This is a genomic window from Lentzea sp. NPDC051838, assembly GCF_040681245.1.
Lineage (GTDB): Bacteria > Actinomycetota > Actinomycetes > Mycobacteriales > Pseudonocardiaceae > Lentzea.
Genome location: NZ_JBFAYI010000027.1, coordinates 15,609 through 31,428 on the forward strand (window position 1 = coordinate 15,609; position 15,820 = coordinate 31,428).

A 15,820-nucleotide genomic window follows, 5' to 3' on the forward strand; every position below is an offset into this window, starting at 1 on the left:
ACCTCGCACGGCCCTGCCGACGTTCTCGGCAGGGCCGTGCTCTGCCGAACGGAGGAGTTTGCCGGTTTCCGCTTGATCCAGCAGGTGCGCGTCGCGAAGGCTGGAGACCCAGGCGCGAGGGAAGCCGATGTTCGAGTGTCGTCTGTTCGGCAACGTCGAGGTCCGCGTTGACGGCCGTCCGGTCGACATCGGTCCTGCCAAACAACGCTGCGTGCTGGCCACGTTGCTGGTCGAGGCCAACAGGACCGTGTCCGCCGATCAGCTCATCGACAGGGTCTGGGCCGATCGCGCACCACTGCGCGTGCGCAGCTCGCTGCACAGCCTCCTGACGCGGCTGCGCAGCGCGCTCGCGGCGGCTCCGATGAGCATCACCAGCCGTTCGGGCGCCTACGTCCTGGACGTCGACGAACACGCGGTCGACCTGCACCGGTTTCGCCACCTGATGAAGAGGTCGCGTGCCGAAGCCGATGACGGACGCGCACTCGACCTCGCCGAGCAGGCCATGGCGCTGTGGCGAGGCGAGCCGTTCGCCGGCCTGGACACGCCGTGGCTGGCCGAACTGCGCGCGGCGCTGGAACGGGAGCGAGCCACGAGCCGGGTGGACTACCACGATCTGGCGCTGCGGTGCGGAAAGCACGCGGAGCTGCTGACCGATCTGTCCACAATGGCCGATGAGGACCCGCTGGACGAACGTGTGGCCGGTCAGTTGATGATCGCCCTGTACCGCGCGGGAAGACAGGCTGACGCCCACGCGCACTACGCGAGAACGCGCAAGCTGCTGGCCGAAAGCCTGGGCGCGGACCCCGGCCCGGCACTGCAGGCACTCCACCGCGGGATTCTCTCCGGATCAGCCGCACTGGCCAGCGACGAGACGGCGCCGGCCATGTTCAGCCTGCGCGCCGACATCCCCGGCTTCGTCGGCCGCGACGACGAGCTGCGCGATCTCACGGAAGCGGTGAACGCCTCGCCCACCGTCGTCATCCGCGCGCTCGACGGGATGGCGGGCATCGGCAAGACAGCCCTGGCCGTGCGCGCGGCCCACCTGCTCGCCGCACGGTTCCCGGACGGCAACGTGTTCGTGGAGTTTCACGGGCACACCCCCGGCCGCACGCGCGTGTCCACGGGCGAAGCGCTCGACTCGCTGCTGCGGGCGACGGGCATCGATCCGAAGACCATTCCGCCGAGGCTGGACGACCGCGCACGCCTGTGGCGAAACCGGGTGGCGGGCAAGAAGATCCTGCTGGTGCTGGACGACGTCGTCGACCACGACCAGGTCCGGACGCTCCTCCCGGGCACAGCGGGCAGCCTGGTGCTGATCACCAGCAGGAACCGCCTGCCCGCGCTGGACGGGGTCCGGTCGGTCTCGCTGGACGTGCTGCCGGCGGAACAGGCCCTTCACCTGTTGCGCGAGTCGGCGGGGACGGACCAGCACGACGACGAGGCCCTCGCGGAAATCGTGATGTGCTGCGGCCGCCTCCCCCTGGCACTGGCGCTGGCCGGCGCCCAGCTGCGCGACCATCCACAGTGGAACGCCCGCTACCTCGCGAACCTGCTCACGGAGGAATACGACCGGATAGAACACCTGAGCGCGGGCGACCGCTCCATCGCGGCCGCGTTCACCATGTCCTACCGCCACCTGCCCGCGGCCGAGCAACACCTCTTCCGCCTGCTCGGCCTGCATCCCGGCCCCAGCATCGACGTGTTCGCCACCGCCGCCCTCAGCGGGCACACGTTCCAGGAGACGCGGCGCCAGCTGGAAACCCTGCGCACTCGTCATCTGATCGAAGAGACCAAGGCGGGCCGGTATCGACTGCACCGCCTCGTCCGCGCCTACGCACGAGCCCTCGGCACCGCCGGCGACGCTCCGCACCACGCGGTGGAACAGGTTCTGATCTACTACCGGCACACCGCACACACAGCGAACATCCACCTGCCCGGCCAGAACTCCTGCACCGCCCCCGTAGTGGTGACGGTTCCACATGTCGCGCCGTACATAGGCAACGAGCACGCCGCACGAACGTGGTTCACCGCGGAACTGGCCACCCTCGTGACCTGCATCGACCAGTACCGAACAGGCCCGCACAGATCCCACGTGGCCGACCTGTCCGCGCGCCTGAACCCGTTCCTGGAACTCAGCGGATACCTGGACCAGGCCCTCACCGTCCACCTCGCGGCCCTCTCCGCGGCCGGCCCAGCGGATCCGCTGGGGCAGGCGACGGCGCACACCGACATCGGGATCGTGTGCCAGTTGCGAGGGGAGCCGGCGGCGGCAGCAGAACACTTCGGCCAGGCGTTGAAGCTGTTCGTCGAACTGGGCGACCGCGACGGCGAAGCCAAGGCGCTCGGCCACCTCCGCGAGCTGAACGGTTGAGGGCTCCAACCCCGGTCACGCCAGCTTCTCCAGCCACGCGTTGAGCGAGTCCGACTCGTCGAGCAACGTGAGCCCTGGCGTGTTCGCGGCAAAGCTGCGCGCCAGATCGGTCGGATCCGTCAAGCTGATCACCACGAGCTCAGGAATTCCCTCCCGCTTGGCCTCCGCGTACAACCGGGACACCGTCGCCGAGTCGAGCGCGAACGGCGTCCGCTTGATCGCGACCGCGACCCGGCGAGGTCCGTTCTCCAGCACGAGGTCGAAGCTCGCGCGTTCGGCTCGGACGGCCTGCCACGGACTGGAACCGTTGAGCCGGTCGAGCAAGTGGCGGCGGATGCGCGTGACGTCGTCGGGGTGCGCGGAGCTGGCGGTGCCGTTCAACGCCTCGGCGAGGCTGTCGGACACCTGCCGCTTGAACTGGTCGGCCAGCACGCGCTCCATCCACACCAGCGGTGCGACCAAGGAGAACGCAGCGCCGAGTTCCAGCGCGACCGACTGAAAGTACCCGTCGGCGAACCCGCCCGCCACGACGGCGGCCCCGCCCGCGATGGACAACGCCATCGCGAGGCGGGTGCCGCGTTGCCTGGTGCTCATGCGGACAGGGCTTGAGGTCCGGCCGGCATGATCGCCCCGATCGGCCCTCGCGGGTTCTGCCCGATCCGCACCTCGATGTGTTGCCCCACCTCGAAACGGGTCGGTGCGTCCGGCCCGAGGTCGAGGAACAGGTCCTGACCGAAACCACGCGAGTCCGTCAGGCGGTGGAAGCCGTACGCGACGCACACCCGGTCGACCGTGACGGTGAGGTCCGAGCCGAACAGCAGCACGCACACGGCACGCGCGTGCTTGCCCTCGCCGTGAGCGGCCTCCGGGAGGAAGAACACCGTGGTGCCCGTGGCCGGTTGGGCGTCCTGCCCCGCGAGGTGGCTGCGGTGTAGGAAGTACGTGGTGCCGTCGGTCGCGGTGATGAAGCCGTTGTCGCGGTCGTCGACCCAGCGGGTCACCGTTCCCCGCAACCACTCCCGGCGGCGCGGAGTGGCTTGGGCAGGCACGGACAAAGGCGCGGGGTGGACCACGATGTTGGTGACCTCGCGGGCCCGCACGCTGAACGGCTGGGCCGCCCACAGGATCTCGCGGTACTTGATCCGCTCGGGGAAGTCGGCGGCCGGCAGTTCCTCGACCTGCGAGAGGTACTGGCCGCCCTCGCGGTTGATCACGTTGCCGTAGTTGGCGAACACCCGCATCATGTTCGACGCGTCGACGGTCCCGGTGTCCACGAAGATCGCTCCGGCGTTGGCCGCGTTGGCCAGTCGCGCCGAACGGTCGACGACGGTGCCGATGTAGTCGGCGTTGACGCCGGGGCTGAACTCGACGACCTTGCCCGCGCCGATGCCGATGGCGCAGTTGCATCTGTAGGTGTTCTCCCGCTGGGCTTCCGCGATCCGTTCCTGCACCTGGATCGCGGCGTTGATGGCCTCCGCGCCGAGGTCCAGGGAGAACGTCGCGACCACGCCGTCGTTGAGGTACTTGCAGATCGTGCCGCCCTGCCCCACCACGGCGTCACCGACCTGGTCGTAGAACCAGCCCATGGTCGGCAGCCAGTGCGCGTCGCCGTGCTCCTTCATCGACACCGCGTCGGTCAGCGTCACGTGCATGACGAGCTTGCCCACGCGCTGCGGTGTGGTGAAGGCTTCTCGCAACGAATCCATTGTGCTCACTCCCCTGATGAGTTCCGATGACACCAGGGTGACTCGGCAGGGGTGCTGAGCGCTGTCCGCGAAAGTCAGGACAACGCGGCGGGAACCACGGCCAACTCCACGTTCATGGCCTCGTCCGCGTACTCGGTGAGAGCGGCTTGCGGCACCGCGGCCCTCAACGCGGTCGCGCGGGCCGCGTCGTTGGGCTGGCAGAGCAGGTTGACCGTGACAGAACTGTCTGTTGTGGACAGTGTCAGGGTGAGCTCCTTCGGCAGCGGCGTGGTCGACAGCGCGGCGGCCAGGATCGTGCGCACGGCCTGCGGTGGGTCGGTCGTGTCGGTGTCGGCCTGCACCACCACGACGCAACCGCCGGCTCTGGCGTCCATCAGGCGGTGACGCAGATCCGGGTCCAGCACACCCGGGATGTGCAGCTCGTCGCGTGCCATCCACTCCAGCCTGCGGGCGCGCGTGCGGGTCGCCTCGGCCGAGACCAGGGCGTCGTCGCCAGAGGAAAGCTGCCGCAGGAACGGCAGGATCTCCGCTCCGATGTCGGCGATTCTGCTGGCGTGCAACGAGGTTCTCGCCTCCCGTGCCGCCGCGGCCGTGGCGATCGCGGTGCGCTCGGCGCCGGACCTCAACACGATCCCGCCGAGCCGCGCGATGGTGTTGGCGATCACCAGTCCCATCGCGAGGGCCAGCACGGGCGCCGTGATCGCCGGCGCCGCGTCGGTGAACGCCTCGGTGACGAACCTGCCGCGCAGCACCAGCGTGATCAGCACGACCTCTTCCACCAGCAACGTCAGCACCGCCAACGGCCAGCGCCACAACGTGGCCAGCACGACCAGCATCGGCCCCGGCGCGCCGATCGGCCACGACACGAACGTCGTGAGGCTGTCCGCCGGGATGACCAGCACCCCGGCCACCGCGCCGGCCGCCGTCCAGACCGCCGCGAGCACCCCGGCCCAGAGCGGCGGAGGTCGGCGCGCCTCCAGGATGAGCCACACGGTCGCAACGCCCATCACCGCGTACCACGCGGCGAGCCACGTCATGCCGGGTGCCACGTCGAGGTTGCGCACGACGGGCAACGCCATGCTGAACAGATAAGGCAAACAGACAGCGGCGAGCGGCTGCCGCAGGTCGTCCACGGCCGACCGCATGCCCTGCATCCGGGAGAACGCGGGCCGCTCCTGGTCGGTGGTGGGACGATGCCAGCGCAGGTCCGCGATGGTGCCCGCCCCTGGACGTGAGGTGATCTCCGCCGTGCCACCGATCTCGGCGAGCCGCCCGACAACGGACCGGCGAAGTCCGAGCGACGTCGCGCGCACGGCCGCGACCTGGAAACCGACGCCGTCGTCGCGGATCCGCAGCACGAGCCCGGTGTCGTCGCCGGACACCGTGATCCAGACCGTGGTGGCGCGGGCGTGCTTGCCGATGTTGCGCATCAGTTCCGCGGCCGCGTCGGTCATCTCCCGTACGACGTGGGCAGGCGCGAACACCGCGGCCTCCCACTCGCGAATCACCCGCACACCACCAGGTTCAGGCAGTTCATCAAGGCGCGCGCACAGATCGTCTAGCTCGGCCGACGGCGGCGCGGGCGCGGCTTCCGCCCTGCCGATCGCGGCCACGCAGGCGCTGCGGACCTCGGCCGGAGCGACGTCCGAGGTCGCGGCGGCGCGCAAAGCCGATGCCACGTCGTCGTGCAAAGTGCGCTGGAACTGCTTGTGCGCGGCCCTTTTCGCTTCATCCTGCGCCGCGCGAACCTGTGCCTCGTGCACCCCGCGCCGGGCCGCGTCCGCCCTGGCCGCCGTCTGCCTGAGCACCCTGCTCACGGCGCCCGCGGCGAGCGGTGCGGCGAGCAACGGCCACGTCCCGAGCAGCGCTCCCCCGAGACCGTCCAGCGGCAACGCGGTCAGCACGTAGACCATGACCAGTCCCGTGCAGATACCGACAGCAGTCCTGGTGCGCTGGTAGCCCGCGGCGAGCGTCGCGGCCACGACCATGGCGTTGCTCCTGGTCGCCATCGGCAGCACCTGCTCCGCGGGCACCAGGTGCGTGAACGCGGCGGCCACCGACAACACGGCCGCGGACACGCTGTCGGCGGCCGACAGCCGCACCCACCACGCCCGCGTGGCCGTCACCGCCAGGAACACGACGAACACCGCCGAGATCACCAGCACGAGCACCGGAAGCCGTTCGCGCACAGGCAGAATCGTGCCCAGATGCGACCCCACCAAGATCACGGCGAGCGCGGCGAACGACCGCTGCATGCCCCGTTCGACGCTGTAGCCGTAGGTGTCGACCAGATCAGGCTTCGTCATGGCGGTGCCGATACGGAAGCTCGATGTGCCCGTCCTCGAGCGCGAACGCGATGGTCTCGCCGGGACTCGGCGGAACAGGCACGTCCAACGCCTCCCGATACCGTTCGCGAGCCCGGTCGAGATAGGTCGGCAGCGTGTTCTCGCTGATGCCCAGCTCCTTCGCGACCAGCCTGCGCGGCAAGCCTTTCGCGATGAGCGACAACACGTCCCGCTCCTGCTGGGAGAACCTGATGAACGCCCGGCGGTCCTCCATGATCGCGTGCGCCAGCCGGCTCGAACACGAGCTCCGCCCCTGCGCCGCGGCCCGGATCGCCTCGACCACCCGCTCCTCGGGATCGCCCTTGAGCACCAGACCCACAGCCCCCGCCTTCAACGCCTGGTGGACGTACCCAGGACGCGAGTCGGACGTGTAGACCACCACCTGGGCACCGGCCTCGCGCAACCGCCGCACGTTCTGGTCGACCGGCTCGCCGTCCGGGAGCAGCAGGTCCAGCAGCACCACCGCGGGCACGGGCTGAACCTCCAGCAACGCCGACACAGAAGGACACACGGCCTCCAGCAGCACGTCCGGCGCATGATCGGCCAGATACGCCCGCAAACCGCGCAACAGCATCGGATGGTCGTCAATCGCCCCTGTCGTGATCACGTAACGCCGCCCCCTCACTCGTTCAACGTCTAGGACGTCGGGGCGACCGGCGGGAACGTGAGCGGCCACGGCGAACAACACCCGTTTGGACCACAACGCCGGGCGTTCGAGGGCGCGGTTCCTGGCACTGAGAGGGACAGGATATCGACCTGCCGCGCGCGTAATACTGAATTGGCAATCCGAGAACGTTCCCGCCCCAAAAACAATCAGTCACAACACATTTGCTCAAGCAAAGAAAGGCGCGCACAATGACGGCACCACTAGCAGGTCGGCGAGCACTCGTAACGGGAGCCGCTCGCGGCATCGGAGCGGCGATCGTGCGACGACTCGCGAGCGACGGCGCCGCGGTCGCCTTCACCTACAGCACCTCGACCGGCGCGGCGGAGAAGCTGGTCGCCGAGATCACCGAGGCCGGCGGCACCGCGGTCGCGATCCAGGCCGACAGCGGCGACCCCGAGCAGGTGTCCAGCTCGATCGACGAGACCGTGACCCGGCTGGGAGGCCTGGACGTGCTCGTCAACAACGCGGGCATCCTCCCTGCGGCCGGCATCGAGTCGCTGACCATCGAGCAGTTCGACCGCGTGGTCGCCGTCAACGTCCGCAGTGTCTTCGCCGCGGTCCAAGCCGCGCTGCCCCACCTCGACGGCACCGGTCGCATCATCAACATCGGCAGCATCAACGCCGACCGCGTACCCCTGCCCGGCATGTCGATCTACGCGATGTCGAAGGCGGCGGTAGCCGGTCTGACCCGCGCGCTGGCCCGCGAGCTCGGCCCCCGCGGCATCACGGTCAACAACCTCCAGGTGGGCCCCACCGCGACCGACATGACCCCGGAGGACAGCGAGATCGCGGACACGCTGCGCGGACTCATGGCACTCGGGCGGTTCGGCCAGGCCCACGAGATCGCCGGCACCGTCAGCTACCTGGCAGGGCCCGAGGCGGCGTTCATCACCGGCGCCAACTGGAACGTCGACGGCGGCTTCACCGTGTGACGCCGGCGAAGCTTGCGGCGAACCGCCACCACGACCAGGCTGATCGACGTGGGGTGGCAACCGGGGGATCGTCTTCTCGACCTGTACGACGTGCTCGACGTCGTGCGCAGTGGCGGAATGGGCCTGGTCTACCGGGTGCGGCACCGGACGTGGCAGGTCGATCTCGCGATCAAGACGCCGAGAGCCGAGTGGGTGGCCACGCACGCCGATCGCGAGCGGTTCGAGGACGAGGCCGGGACCTGGGTCGGCCTCGGGCTGCATCCGAACGTGGTCGGGTGCGCGTACGTGCGCCGCATCGACGAAGTTCCCTGCGTGTTCGCCGAATGGGTGGACGGCGGCAGCCTCGCGACCGCCGTGTCCCGGGGAGATCTGTACGGCGCCGATACCCAGGATTCGACGGCGCGCATTCTGGACATCTCCATCCAGACGGCCTGGGGTATCGGGCACGCGCACGACCAGGGCATCGTGCACCGGGATGTCAAGCCGGCCAACGTGATGCTCGACGGGGACATCTCCAAGATCACCGACTTCGGGCTGGCCACGGCGAGCCACGCTTTCAGGACGCGTGAATACAGTTCTCCCGAGCAGGCGGCGGCCGCCGCGGGCGCGCAGGTGCAACTCACGAATGCGACCGACGTGTGGTCGTGGGCCTTGTCGGTGCTGGAGATGTTCGTCGGCAGGACTCCGTGCCGCTACGGGCAAGCCGCCCCTTTCGCACTGGAAGCGTTGCTGGCGGACGGCCCGTGGAACCCTCGTGCTCCGCGCATCCCACAGAACGTGGCGGAACTGCTGCGACAGTGCTTCCAGGAGGATCCGCAGGCCCGGCCGGCGGATCTCGGTGAGGCGGCCGAGGCTCTGGTGACCCACTACGCCGAGGTGACGGGCTCGGCCTATCCGCGGAACCGGCCGAAAGCCGCGAGCCTGCTCGCGGACAGCCTGTCGAACCAGGCACTGTCCCTTGTGGACCTCGGGCGCACCGACGAGGCCGAGGAGCTGTGGCGGCAGGCGGTGAACGTCGACCCGCACCACCTGCCCGCCGTCTACAACTGGGGCCTGTACCGCTGGCGGCTCGGGCGGATGACCGACGTGGAGGTCGTGTCCGAACTGGACCGCGTGCGCGAGCTGACGAACGGCGACCAGAGCGTCGACCACCTGCTCGGGCTCGTCGAACTCGAACGGGGCAACGACGAAGCGGCGGAGCGTCTGCTGCAGGACGCGCCAGGTTCTCCCGACTTCGACGCCGCACGGGTCGTGCTCGCCGAACGCTCGCGAACACCGCAACCCGCACTGATCAACGGATTCGGCGCCGCCGCCACCTGCACGGCGCTCAGCGAGGACGGCTCGGTGGCCGTGCTCGGCACCGCGGACGGGCGCGCCGTGGTGTGGTCGCCGACGGACCTCGTTGTGCTGCGCGAAACGCACGGCGAGGGGAAGGTGACGATCATCGCGATCTCCGCTGACGGCAGCCGTTTCCTGGTCGCGCGCACCGGCGGTGCCGTCGAACTCCACGATGCCGCCACCCGTCTGTGCGCACTCCCCGACGACGAGGTGACAGCTGTCGCGCTGGACCGGACCGGCAGGACCGGCGCGACAGTGCACCGCGGCGGAGCCGTGCGCGTCTGGGACTTCGACACGGGCACGTGCCGGCTGGAGCTCACCGCGGAACCGCCGGCCGTGGCCGTCGCGTTGGACGGACGGGGAACGCGCGTCGTCACCGTGTGCGGTGACGGGAGCGACCACCACGTGTTCACTTGGGACGCTGTCACCGGCAGGCCCGGTCCTCGCCTCAGCCGGACGAAAGAGGGCTACCTCACCGGCATCGACGAGGCGAAGCTGACTGCGGACGGCAGCCATGTGCTGCTGTACCGCCGGCACGGAAAGCTGGGGGTGTGGGACACGCGCACTGGCGAAACCCGAAGCGAAGCTCCAAACCTCATCACCGCGTACTCCCGCATCGCGGTGTCCGGAGACGGAAGCGTCGCCGTCTCCGTGGCCGAGTTGTCCAGCCTGCCGTTGCGGGTGTGGGACACCGCATCCGGCCGATGCGTCCGATCGATCGACGTGAAGCTCGGCGTGATCTTCACCCGGCTCGACGACATCGCGATCAGTGCCGACGGGCGCATCGCTTTGGTGCTGGAGGGCCAGGTTCAGGTTCACCACCTGCCCGCCCGGGGATATCTCGCGCCGTGGCACTACGTCCGGCCGGCCGAGGCGGGTGAACTGGACGCACGGGAGCGCCAGTTCCACGGCCTGGTCGCGCGAGCGGGCACGTTGCTGGACGACGGCAGCCCGGCGCGGGCCGCGGCGGTGCTCCGGCAGGCCCGCGGCGTACCGGGTTTCGACCGTCATCCAGACCTCAGAACGCTGTGGGCGCAAGCAGGTCGGCACGGCACCCGGACCGCTCCGCTCGGAGTGTGGTCGCGCTGGTCGATGCAGGGAACGTGGATCTTCACACCGCGGGTGAGCCTGGAGGTGACCGCGGACGGCGAATGGCTGGTCACCGGCGGCACGGACGGACGCACCCGAGTCTGGGACGTCGCGACCGGCGAGTGCCTCGGCGAGTTCCCCGACCAAACGCCCGGCCACGTCCACACGATCAGCATGTCCCGCGACGACCGAAGTGTCGTGACAGCGGACTACGGCGGCGGAGCATTCCTCTGGGATCTGGCAGACGGCCGGACCCTGCCGATGTTCGGCGACGAGAGCAGGGTGCGGTCGCTCCACACGAACGGCGAGCAGGTGGCCATCGGGCACGAAAGCGGCGCGGTGTGCGTCTGGGACATCGACAACCGCGCCACGCACCGGCGCACCATCCTGGCGCACGACCAGGTGGTGGAAGCGGTTGCCGTGAGCCCTGACGGCCACACCGTCGCGTCGCGCAACCACAGCGAGCAAGCGATCCGGGTGTGGGACGCCACCACCGGCCGTCGCCGGTTCCAGCTTCCGTCGAGCATCTGGACGGGGCTCCTGCGGTTCAGCCGGGAAGGTGATCTGTTGTTCGCGACCGAGCTCGACGGTTTCGTCGCGTGGAACGTGAACACCGGCGACCTCGCGTACAAGATTCCGGAACGCGGCGGCACGGACGTGTTCGCGCTGAGCGCGGACGGGCGCACGGCAGCCGGCACCGGGAGGTTCGACCAGCTCATGATCTGGGACGCCGCGACCGGACAGGTCCGATGCCGACTGCCGGTCCGCGCGGAGGCTGTGGCGCTGACGACGGACGGCCGCTACGCCGCAGTGGCTCAAAACGTCTCCGTGCAGATCTGGGACCTTCGGACGCAAAGCCGCACGCACGTCCTCGAAGGCCACGTCGTGGACGTCATGAGCGTCCGGTTCGCCGCCGAGGACCGCCTGCTGCTCTCGACCGATCTCACGCCGGTGCTGCGGCTGTGGGAACTGGAGTGGGACTACGAGTTCGAGGCCGGCGCGTGACGGTGACCATCGTCGTGGACGACGGCGTGGCAGCCCTGGAGCAGCGCTTCACCGAACCCGCGACGTGCGTGGTCGGGCGGCTCGACGAGTGCGCGATCAGGATCGCGCACGACCGCGTGTCCCGGCGGCACTGCCGGCTGGAGATCAGCCCGCCGCGAGTGTCCGTTGTGGACTTGGCGAGTCTGAACGGGACGTACGTCAACGGGCAGCGCGTGGACGGCGAACGGGTGCTGGTGGACGGCGACGAGATCCGGTTCGGCGGCGTGCCCGGCGTCGTGATCCGGATCGCCGTCGAATCCGTGCCGACACCGTTTCCCGGCTACGAGGTGCTCCACGAGCTGGGGCGCGGAGCGCAGGGAACCGTGCATCTGGCTCGGGACAACGACTCCGGCTCGCTCGTCGCCCTGAAGGTGATGACGGCGTACGACGAGTTCGTGGACGAGAACGCGCGCTTCGCGTTCCTGCGCGAGTACGAGAGCATTCGCGCGCTGCGCCATCCGCACATCGTGGATTTCCGCGGCAACGCCTTGTCTGGCAACGAGTTCTGGTTCGCCTGTGAGTACTGCCCCGGCGGTGACCTCGACGCGCTGGTCGCCCGCCGCGGACCGCTGCCGCTCGACCTGGCGCTCCCGCTCACGCTGCAGGTCCTGGACGGACTCGCCTACGCGCACACGGCACCGGTGCCGGGTGTCGACGGCCTGGCCACCGGTCTGGTGCACCGGGATGTCAAGCCGCACAACATCCTGCTCACCGGCCCTGCCGACCGGCCGATCGCGAAGCTCGCCGATTTCGGCCTCGCCAAGGCGTTCGAGCACGCCGGGCTGTCCGGCCACACGCGGACGGGCGGGTTCGGCGGCAGCATCCCGTTCGTGCCGCGCTCCCAGCTCATGGGCTTCCGCGACGCCGGGCCGGAGGTGGACGTGTGGGCCACCGCGGCGTGCCTGTACTGGATGCTGACCGGAGCGACACCCCGTGACTTCCCACGGGGCTCCGACGAGGTCACGGTCGCGTTGCACGCGCCGGTCGTGCCCGTGCGCGAACGCCTGCCCGGCCTGCCCGCACGGCTGGCGAGCGTGATCGACGAAGCGCTCGTCGACTCGCCCGCCCACCTGATCACCAGAGCGGACGAGCTCGCCGACGCGCTTACCCTCAGCCGAGCGCCGTGACGCGAGCACCGCCGATCCACAGGGCGAAACCGTTGCGCCCCAAGGGTTCGACCCCCTGGCTGTAGGAGTGCGACTTCACCGCCGCGTCGTGGGCTCGCAGCTGCTCGGGGCCGCAGAGACTCCGGTCGAGCTCGATCGTCGGCGTAACCGAGTGGACGAGGTGACGGAAGTCCGCGGGCATCCTCGCTCTGTCCTCCTCGTAGCGGGGATTCGGCGGATGTGCCAGGCGGATCGACACGGGCGGCTCGCCGCCGACTGTGCTCGCCGCCGCCCGCAGGGTCTCGGCGACGAACCTCAGCGCGATCTTGATGTCGCCCACCGGACCGACGTTGTTCGGCGCGGGCTCGTCGATCGGGGGCGCGTCCTCCGGCACCACGAACCGCACGGTGACCTGGCTGACCGGCAGGTGCATCAGCAGAACCGGCCACCTGCCACCACCTTCGACGGTGAACTCGGGCGTTTCCGGTCTGATGGACCACTTCAACGAGATCCGCTGGAGCATCGCCATCACCTCGGGAGGCAGGTTGTCCGGCGTGTACGGCCCCCTGCTGCGTGACCGCAGCGCGTTCTCGTGCATCGTCGCGACGATGAAGACGCCGTCCTCCCCCGCTTCGAAGATCAACGGGTAGAGGGCCAGCGACGTCATCACCTCACACGCCGCCTCCAGCTGCTGCGCACGCATCTCAGTCGACCAGCGCGACGTAAAGAGGGCTGCCGAGCAGAACCCTCATGTCGTCCCTGCCGTCGAGCTCCGGATACGGACTCGGCCCGGACAGCAACCGCTTGGCGAGGAACTCGACGTTCTGCACCGGCCCTCGCAGCCTGCTGTTCGCCCGGTGCACCGACGCGAGTGCGGCCGCGTCGGTCTGGTCGTGGTCCTGGTTCTCGCCGGCGTCCTGCGCACCATCGTCGATCAGGTCGAGCAACACGGGAAGCAGCGACGGCGACGGCGGACGTGGTTCAGCGTGTGCCGCGCCGACCACGTGCCCCGCGGACCCGCCGAGCCCGACCACCGTGCGCTCGTCCCGTCCGCCGAAGTACAGCAGGGAAGAACCGCTCTCCGTGACGATCGGCCCCCACTGCATCGGCAGCAGGCCCCAGAAGAACTGGCCCGGCTCCTCGATCGAGCCGACGTCGCCGTGCTCGTTGAGGTGGCGCACGACCCGTTCCAGCCGCCCCACCTGCTCACCGGTGTCCTCGACGGTGCGCTTGGCCTTGGCGACGCTGACGCCGAGCGACATCTCGGAGGTGCGCTTGTTCCTGGCAGCCGGGTCGATCTGCGCGAGCAGCATGTCGACCTTGGCGTCGCTGATGTAGAAGTAGTAGCGAAACGACATCCGGCCCCTCTCCGAGTTGTCGCACTGGAGGCTAGCGGGTCTGGCCGTTGTGCCACGGCACAACCACACGTTCTGCTACAAACGATGAGTGATGATCTCTGGGGGGAGTTCGCCGCGCGGCGGAAAGCGGTGGTCCGAGAACGAAGAGGACGAGCTGCTGCGGGAAGTCCGCGACACGTTCACGGCCACCGAGATCGCCCAGCGGCACGGCCGGTCGGTGTTGTCGATCTCCGCCCGTGTCGCCACGCTCGTGCGGGACGTGCGCGAGTTCGACAGGCACGAGACCGACGGCTACCTGCACGCGTTCGAGTGGGCTCGTGAGGAGTTGCGCAAGCGCGCGGAAGGGCTGCTGGCGGCGCACAACGACCGTGCGGATCGGGCGACCGGCCGGCAGTTCACCGAGGAAAAGCCCGCGGTACAACGGAGTCTGAGCGAACACTGGGTACCGACGGCGACCCCGGACGAGATCACCGGGGCCTGGGCGTCGATCACCGGCCAGACCACCGGCTTCCCGCACGGCGCGGCGGAGATCGGCGTGCTGGCGCGCGTGGAGCGGGAGGTGCTGCTGGAGACAGGCCGCCGCCTGCACCACACCTGCGGCAGGCTGACCCTCTCCGACTGGGTGGTCGAGTGCGACTGGCCCAACGTCGAGCTCCTCCGGATCACCGCCACTCAGGTGCGCGACCAGGCCGACGAGGTGAGGTGGACGGGAGCCGAGCTGCTCAGAGCGGGTCTGACCAGGGTGCGGCGGGGAGATCGTCTGCTGCTGCTCGAGAGGCTCGGGCTGGAGGGCGAAGGCACGACGCTCGCGGCGATCGGCGAGCGGTACGGCATCACCGGAGAACGCGTCCGCCAGCGCCAGACCCGCGCCTTGAGGACCTTGCGCACTCGGGAGCCGGGCAAGGTCTTCCGCGCGTGGGACCACGTGCACGGCGCGCTGCTGGCCGCGCTGACAGGCGACGACGGCGTGCTCGACCCGGACCTCGTGTTGTCCTTCGTGGATCTCGCGGTTCCGCTCGCACCTCAGAGCGAGGCCACACGGGCCGTGGCGGCGCTCTGCGGCTGCTCGACCGCAGAAGGCCAGGAACTCGCCGTCAGGGTCAAGGAAGTCGCGCAACGCCGGGAAACCGAACGCCTGGCGGAGCTCCGCGAGGAGAAGTGGCTCGGCAGGCTCAACGCCCGCGTCCAGTTCCTCGTCGAGAACACCGACTGGCCCGCCGGCGCGGAAGAACCCTTGCTCGGTCACGATCTTCACCCACTGCGCAGCCCTCGCGCGGACGGTCGTGGCGAGTCAGGCGAGTGGTTCGCGCGATCGCTGAACCGGGACGTGAGCTTCGAGTCGGGCGTCGAACTGTGGTTCGTGCAACGGCTGGACGCCTCCACCCTCGTGCGGACGTTCTGCGAGCAACCCCTGGCAATCCCCTACCGCCTGTACGGCAACGAGCGCACGTACTACCCGGACTTCGTCGTCGACCTGGCCGACGGACGACGCCTGGTCGTGGAGCTCAAAGCTTCCGCCGTCGACTTCGCGCTGTACGAGAACGTGGTCAAGTTCGCCGCGGCGACCGACTTCTGCCGTGCCCGCGGCTGGGGTTTCGCCGCCACCGACGGCTATCGCACGCCTGCCGACCTCCTGCGCAAGGAAGTGGTCGCAGCGAAAGAGGACGCCGTGGTCGCCGCCGTGCAGGGCGGTGTCACCGACTGGCCGTCGATCCGGGCCCTGATGCTGCGCCACCACATCACGCACGCCGAGCTGGCGGCTCTCGTCCTGCGCCACGGGTGGTGCTGGCACACCCAGCCGTACCGCCTGTCCACCAGCCCGCTGGGCCGCGGCTCGCGGTAACTCTGGCGCGGTGTGCGGCGA

11 protein-coding genes are annotated in these 15,820 nt (G+C 69.6%); 5 read left to right on the forward strand and 6 right to left on the reverse strand.

From position 1 onward, the window contains the following. The first annotated feature begins 127 nt into the window (after nt 1-127). Entirely contained in the window at nt 128-2,371 is a 2,244-nt protein-coding gene (locus tag AB0M24_RS37230) for a BTAD domain-containing putative transcriptional regulator (protein ID WP_363778180.1), read from the forward strand. A 15-nt stretch (nt 2,372-2,386) separates the two neighbouring features. On the opposite strand, the gene AB0M24_RS37235 is transcribed toward AB0M24_RS37230, so the two are convergent. From AB0M24_RS37235 to AB0M24_RS37250, 4 genes are all read right to left on the reverse strand, one after another. Continuing rightward, entirely contained in the window at nt 2,387-2,965 is a 579-nt protein-coding gene (locus AB0M24_RS37235) for a restriction endonuclease (protein ID WP_363778181.1), read from the reverse strand. After that, the gene (locus AB0M24_RS37240) at nt 2,962-4,077 is read right to left on the reverse strand and encodes a hypothetical protein (RefSeq protein ID WP_363778182.1); all 1,116 of its coding nucleotides are present in this window, start codon (nt 4,075-4,077) and stop codon (nt 2,962-2,964) included. Before AB0M24_RS37240 ends, AB0M24_RS37235 begins: the two co-directional genes overlap by 4 nt. Nucleotides 4,078-4,151: 74 nt before the next feature. After that, the gene (locus AB0M24_RS37245; protein WP_363778183.1) at nt 4,152-6,383 is read right to left on the reverse strand and encodes an ATP-binding protein; all 2,232 of its coding nucleotides are present in this window, start codon (nt 6,381-6,383) and stop codon (nt 4,152-4,154) included. Continuing rightward, a complete protein-coding gene (locus tag AB0M24_RS37250; protein ID WP_363778184.1) occupies nt 6,370-7,110 on the reverse strand; it encodes a response regulator transcription factor in 741 nt (246 codons plus the stop codon). Before AB0M24_RS37250 ends, AB0M24_RS37245 begins: the two co-directional genes overlap by 14 nt. 236 nt (nt 7,111-7,346) lie before the next feature. Here AB0M24_RS37250 and AB0M24_RS37255 point away from each other — a divergent pair, with 236 nt between their 5' ends. From AB0M24_RS37255 to AB0M24_RS37265, 3 genes are read left to right on the forward strand one after another with little or no spacing between them, the layout of a single operon-like run. Beyond that, nucleotides 7,347-8,021 carry a 3-oxoacyl-ACP reductase family protein gene (locus AB0M24_RS37255; RefSeq protein ID WP_363778185.1) on the forward strand — a complete coding sequence of 225 codons (675 nt, stop codon included), beginning with the start codon at nt 7,347-7,349 and terminating at the stop codon, nt 8,019-8,021. A gap of 48 nt (nt 8,022-8,069) precedes the next feature. Further along, nucleotides 8,070-11,453, forward strand: coding sequence for a serine/threonine-protein kinase (locus AB0M24_RS37260; RefSeq protein WP_363778186.1), 3,384 nt, complete (start codon nt 8,070-8,072; stop codon nt 11,451-11,453). After that, nucleotides 11,450-12,619 carry an FHA domain-containing serine/threonine-protein kinase gene (locus AB0M24_RS37265; RefSeq protein ID WP_363778187.1) on the forward strand — a complete coding sequence of 390 codons (1,170 nt, stop codon included), beginning with the start codon at nt 11,450-11,452 and terminating at the stop codon, nt 12,617-12,619. Before AB0M24_RS37260 ends, AB0M24_RS37265 begins: the two co-directional genes overlap by 4 nt. On the opposite strand, the gene AB0M24_RS37270 is transcribed toward AB0M24_RS37265, so the two are convergent. Continuing rightward, entirely contained in the window at nt 12,603-13,301 is a 699-nt protein-coding gene (locus AB0M24_RS37270; protein WP_363778188.1) for a hypothetical protein, read from the reverse strand. The genes AB0M24_RS37265 and AB0M24_RS37270 overlap by 17 nt on opposite strands. 1 nt (nt 13,302) lies before the next feature. Beyond that, entirely contained in the window at nt 13,303-13,956 is a 654-nt protein-coding gene (locus AB0M24_RS37275; RefSeq protein ID WP_363778189.1) for an SAVMC3_10250 family protein, read from the reverse strand. 91 nt (nt 13,957-14,047) lie between these two features. On the opposite strand from AB0M24_RS37275, the gene AB0M24_RS37280 reads away from it, so the two are divergent. Further along, nucleotides 14,048-15,799: a TnsA endonuclease N-terminal domain-containing protein gene (locus AB0M24_RS37280; protein ID WP_363778190.1), complete on the forward strand. Its 1,752-nt coding sequence runs from the start codon at nt 14,048-14,050 to the stop codon at nt 15,797-15,799. Nucleotides 15,800-15,820: the final 21 nt, after the last annotated feature.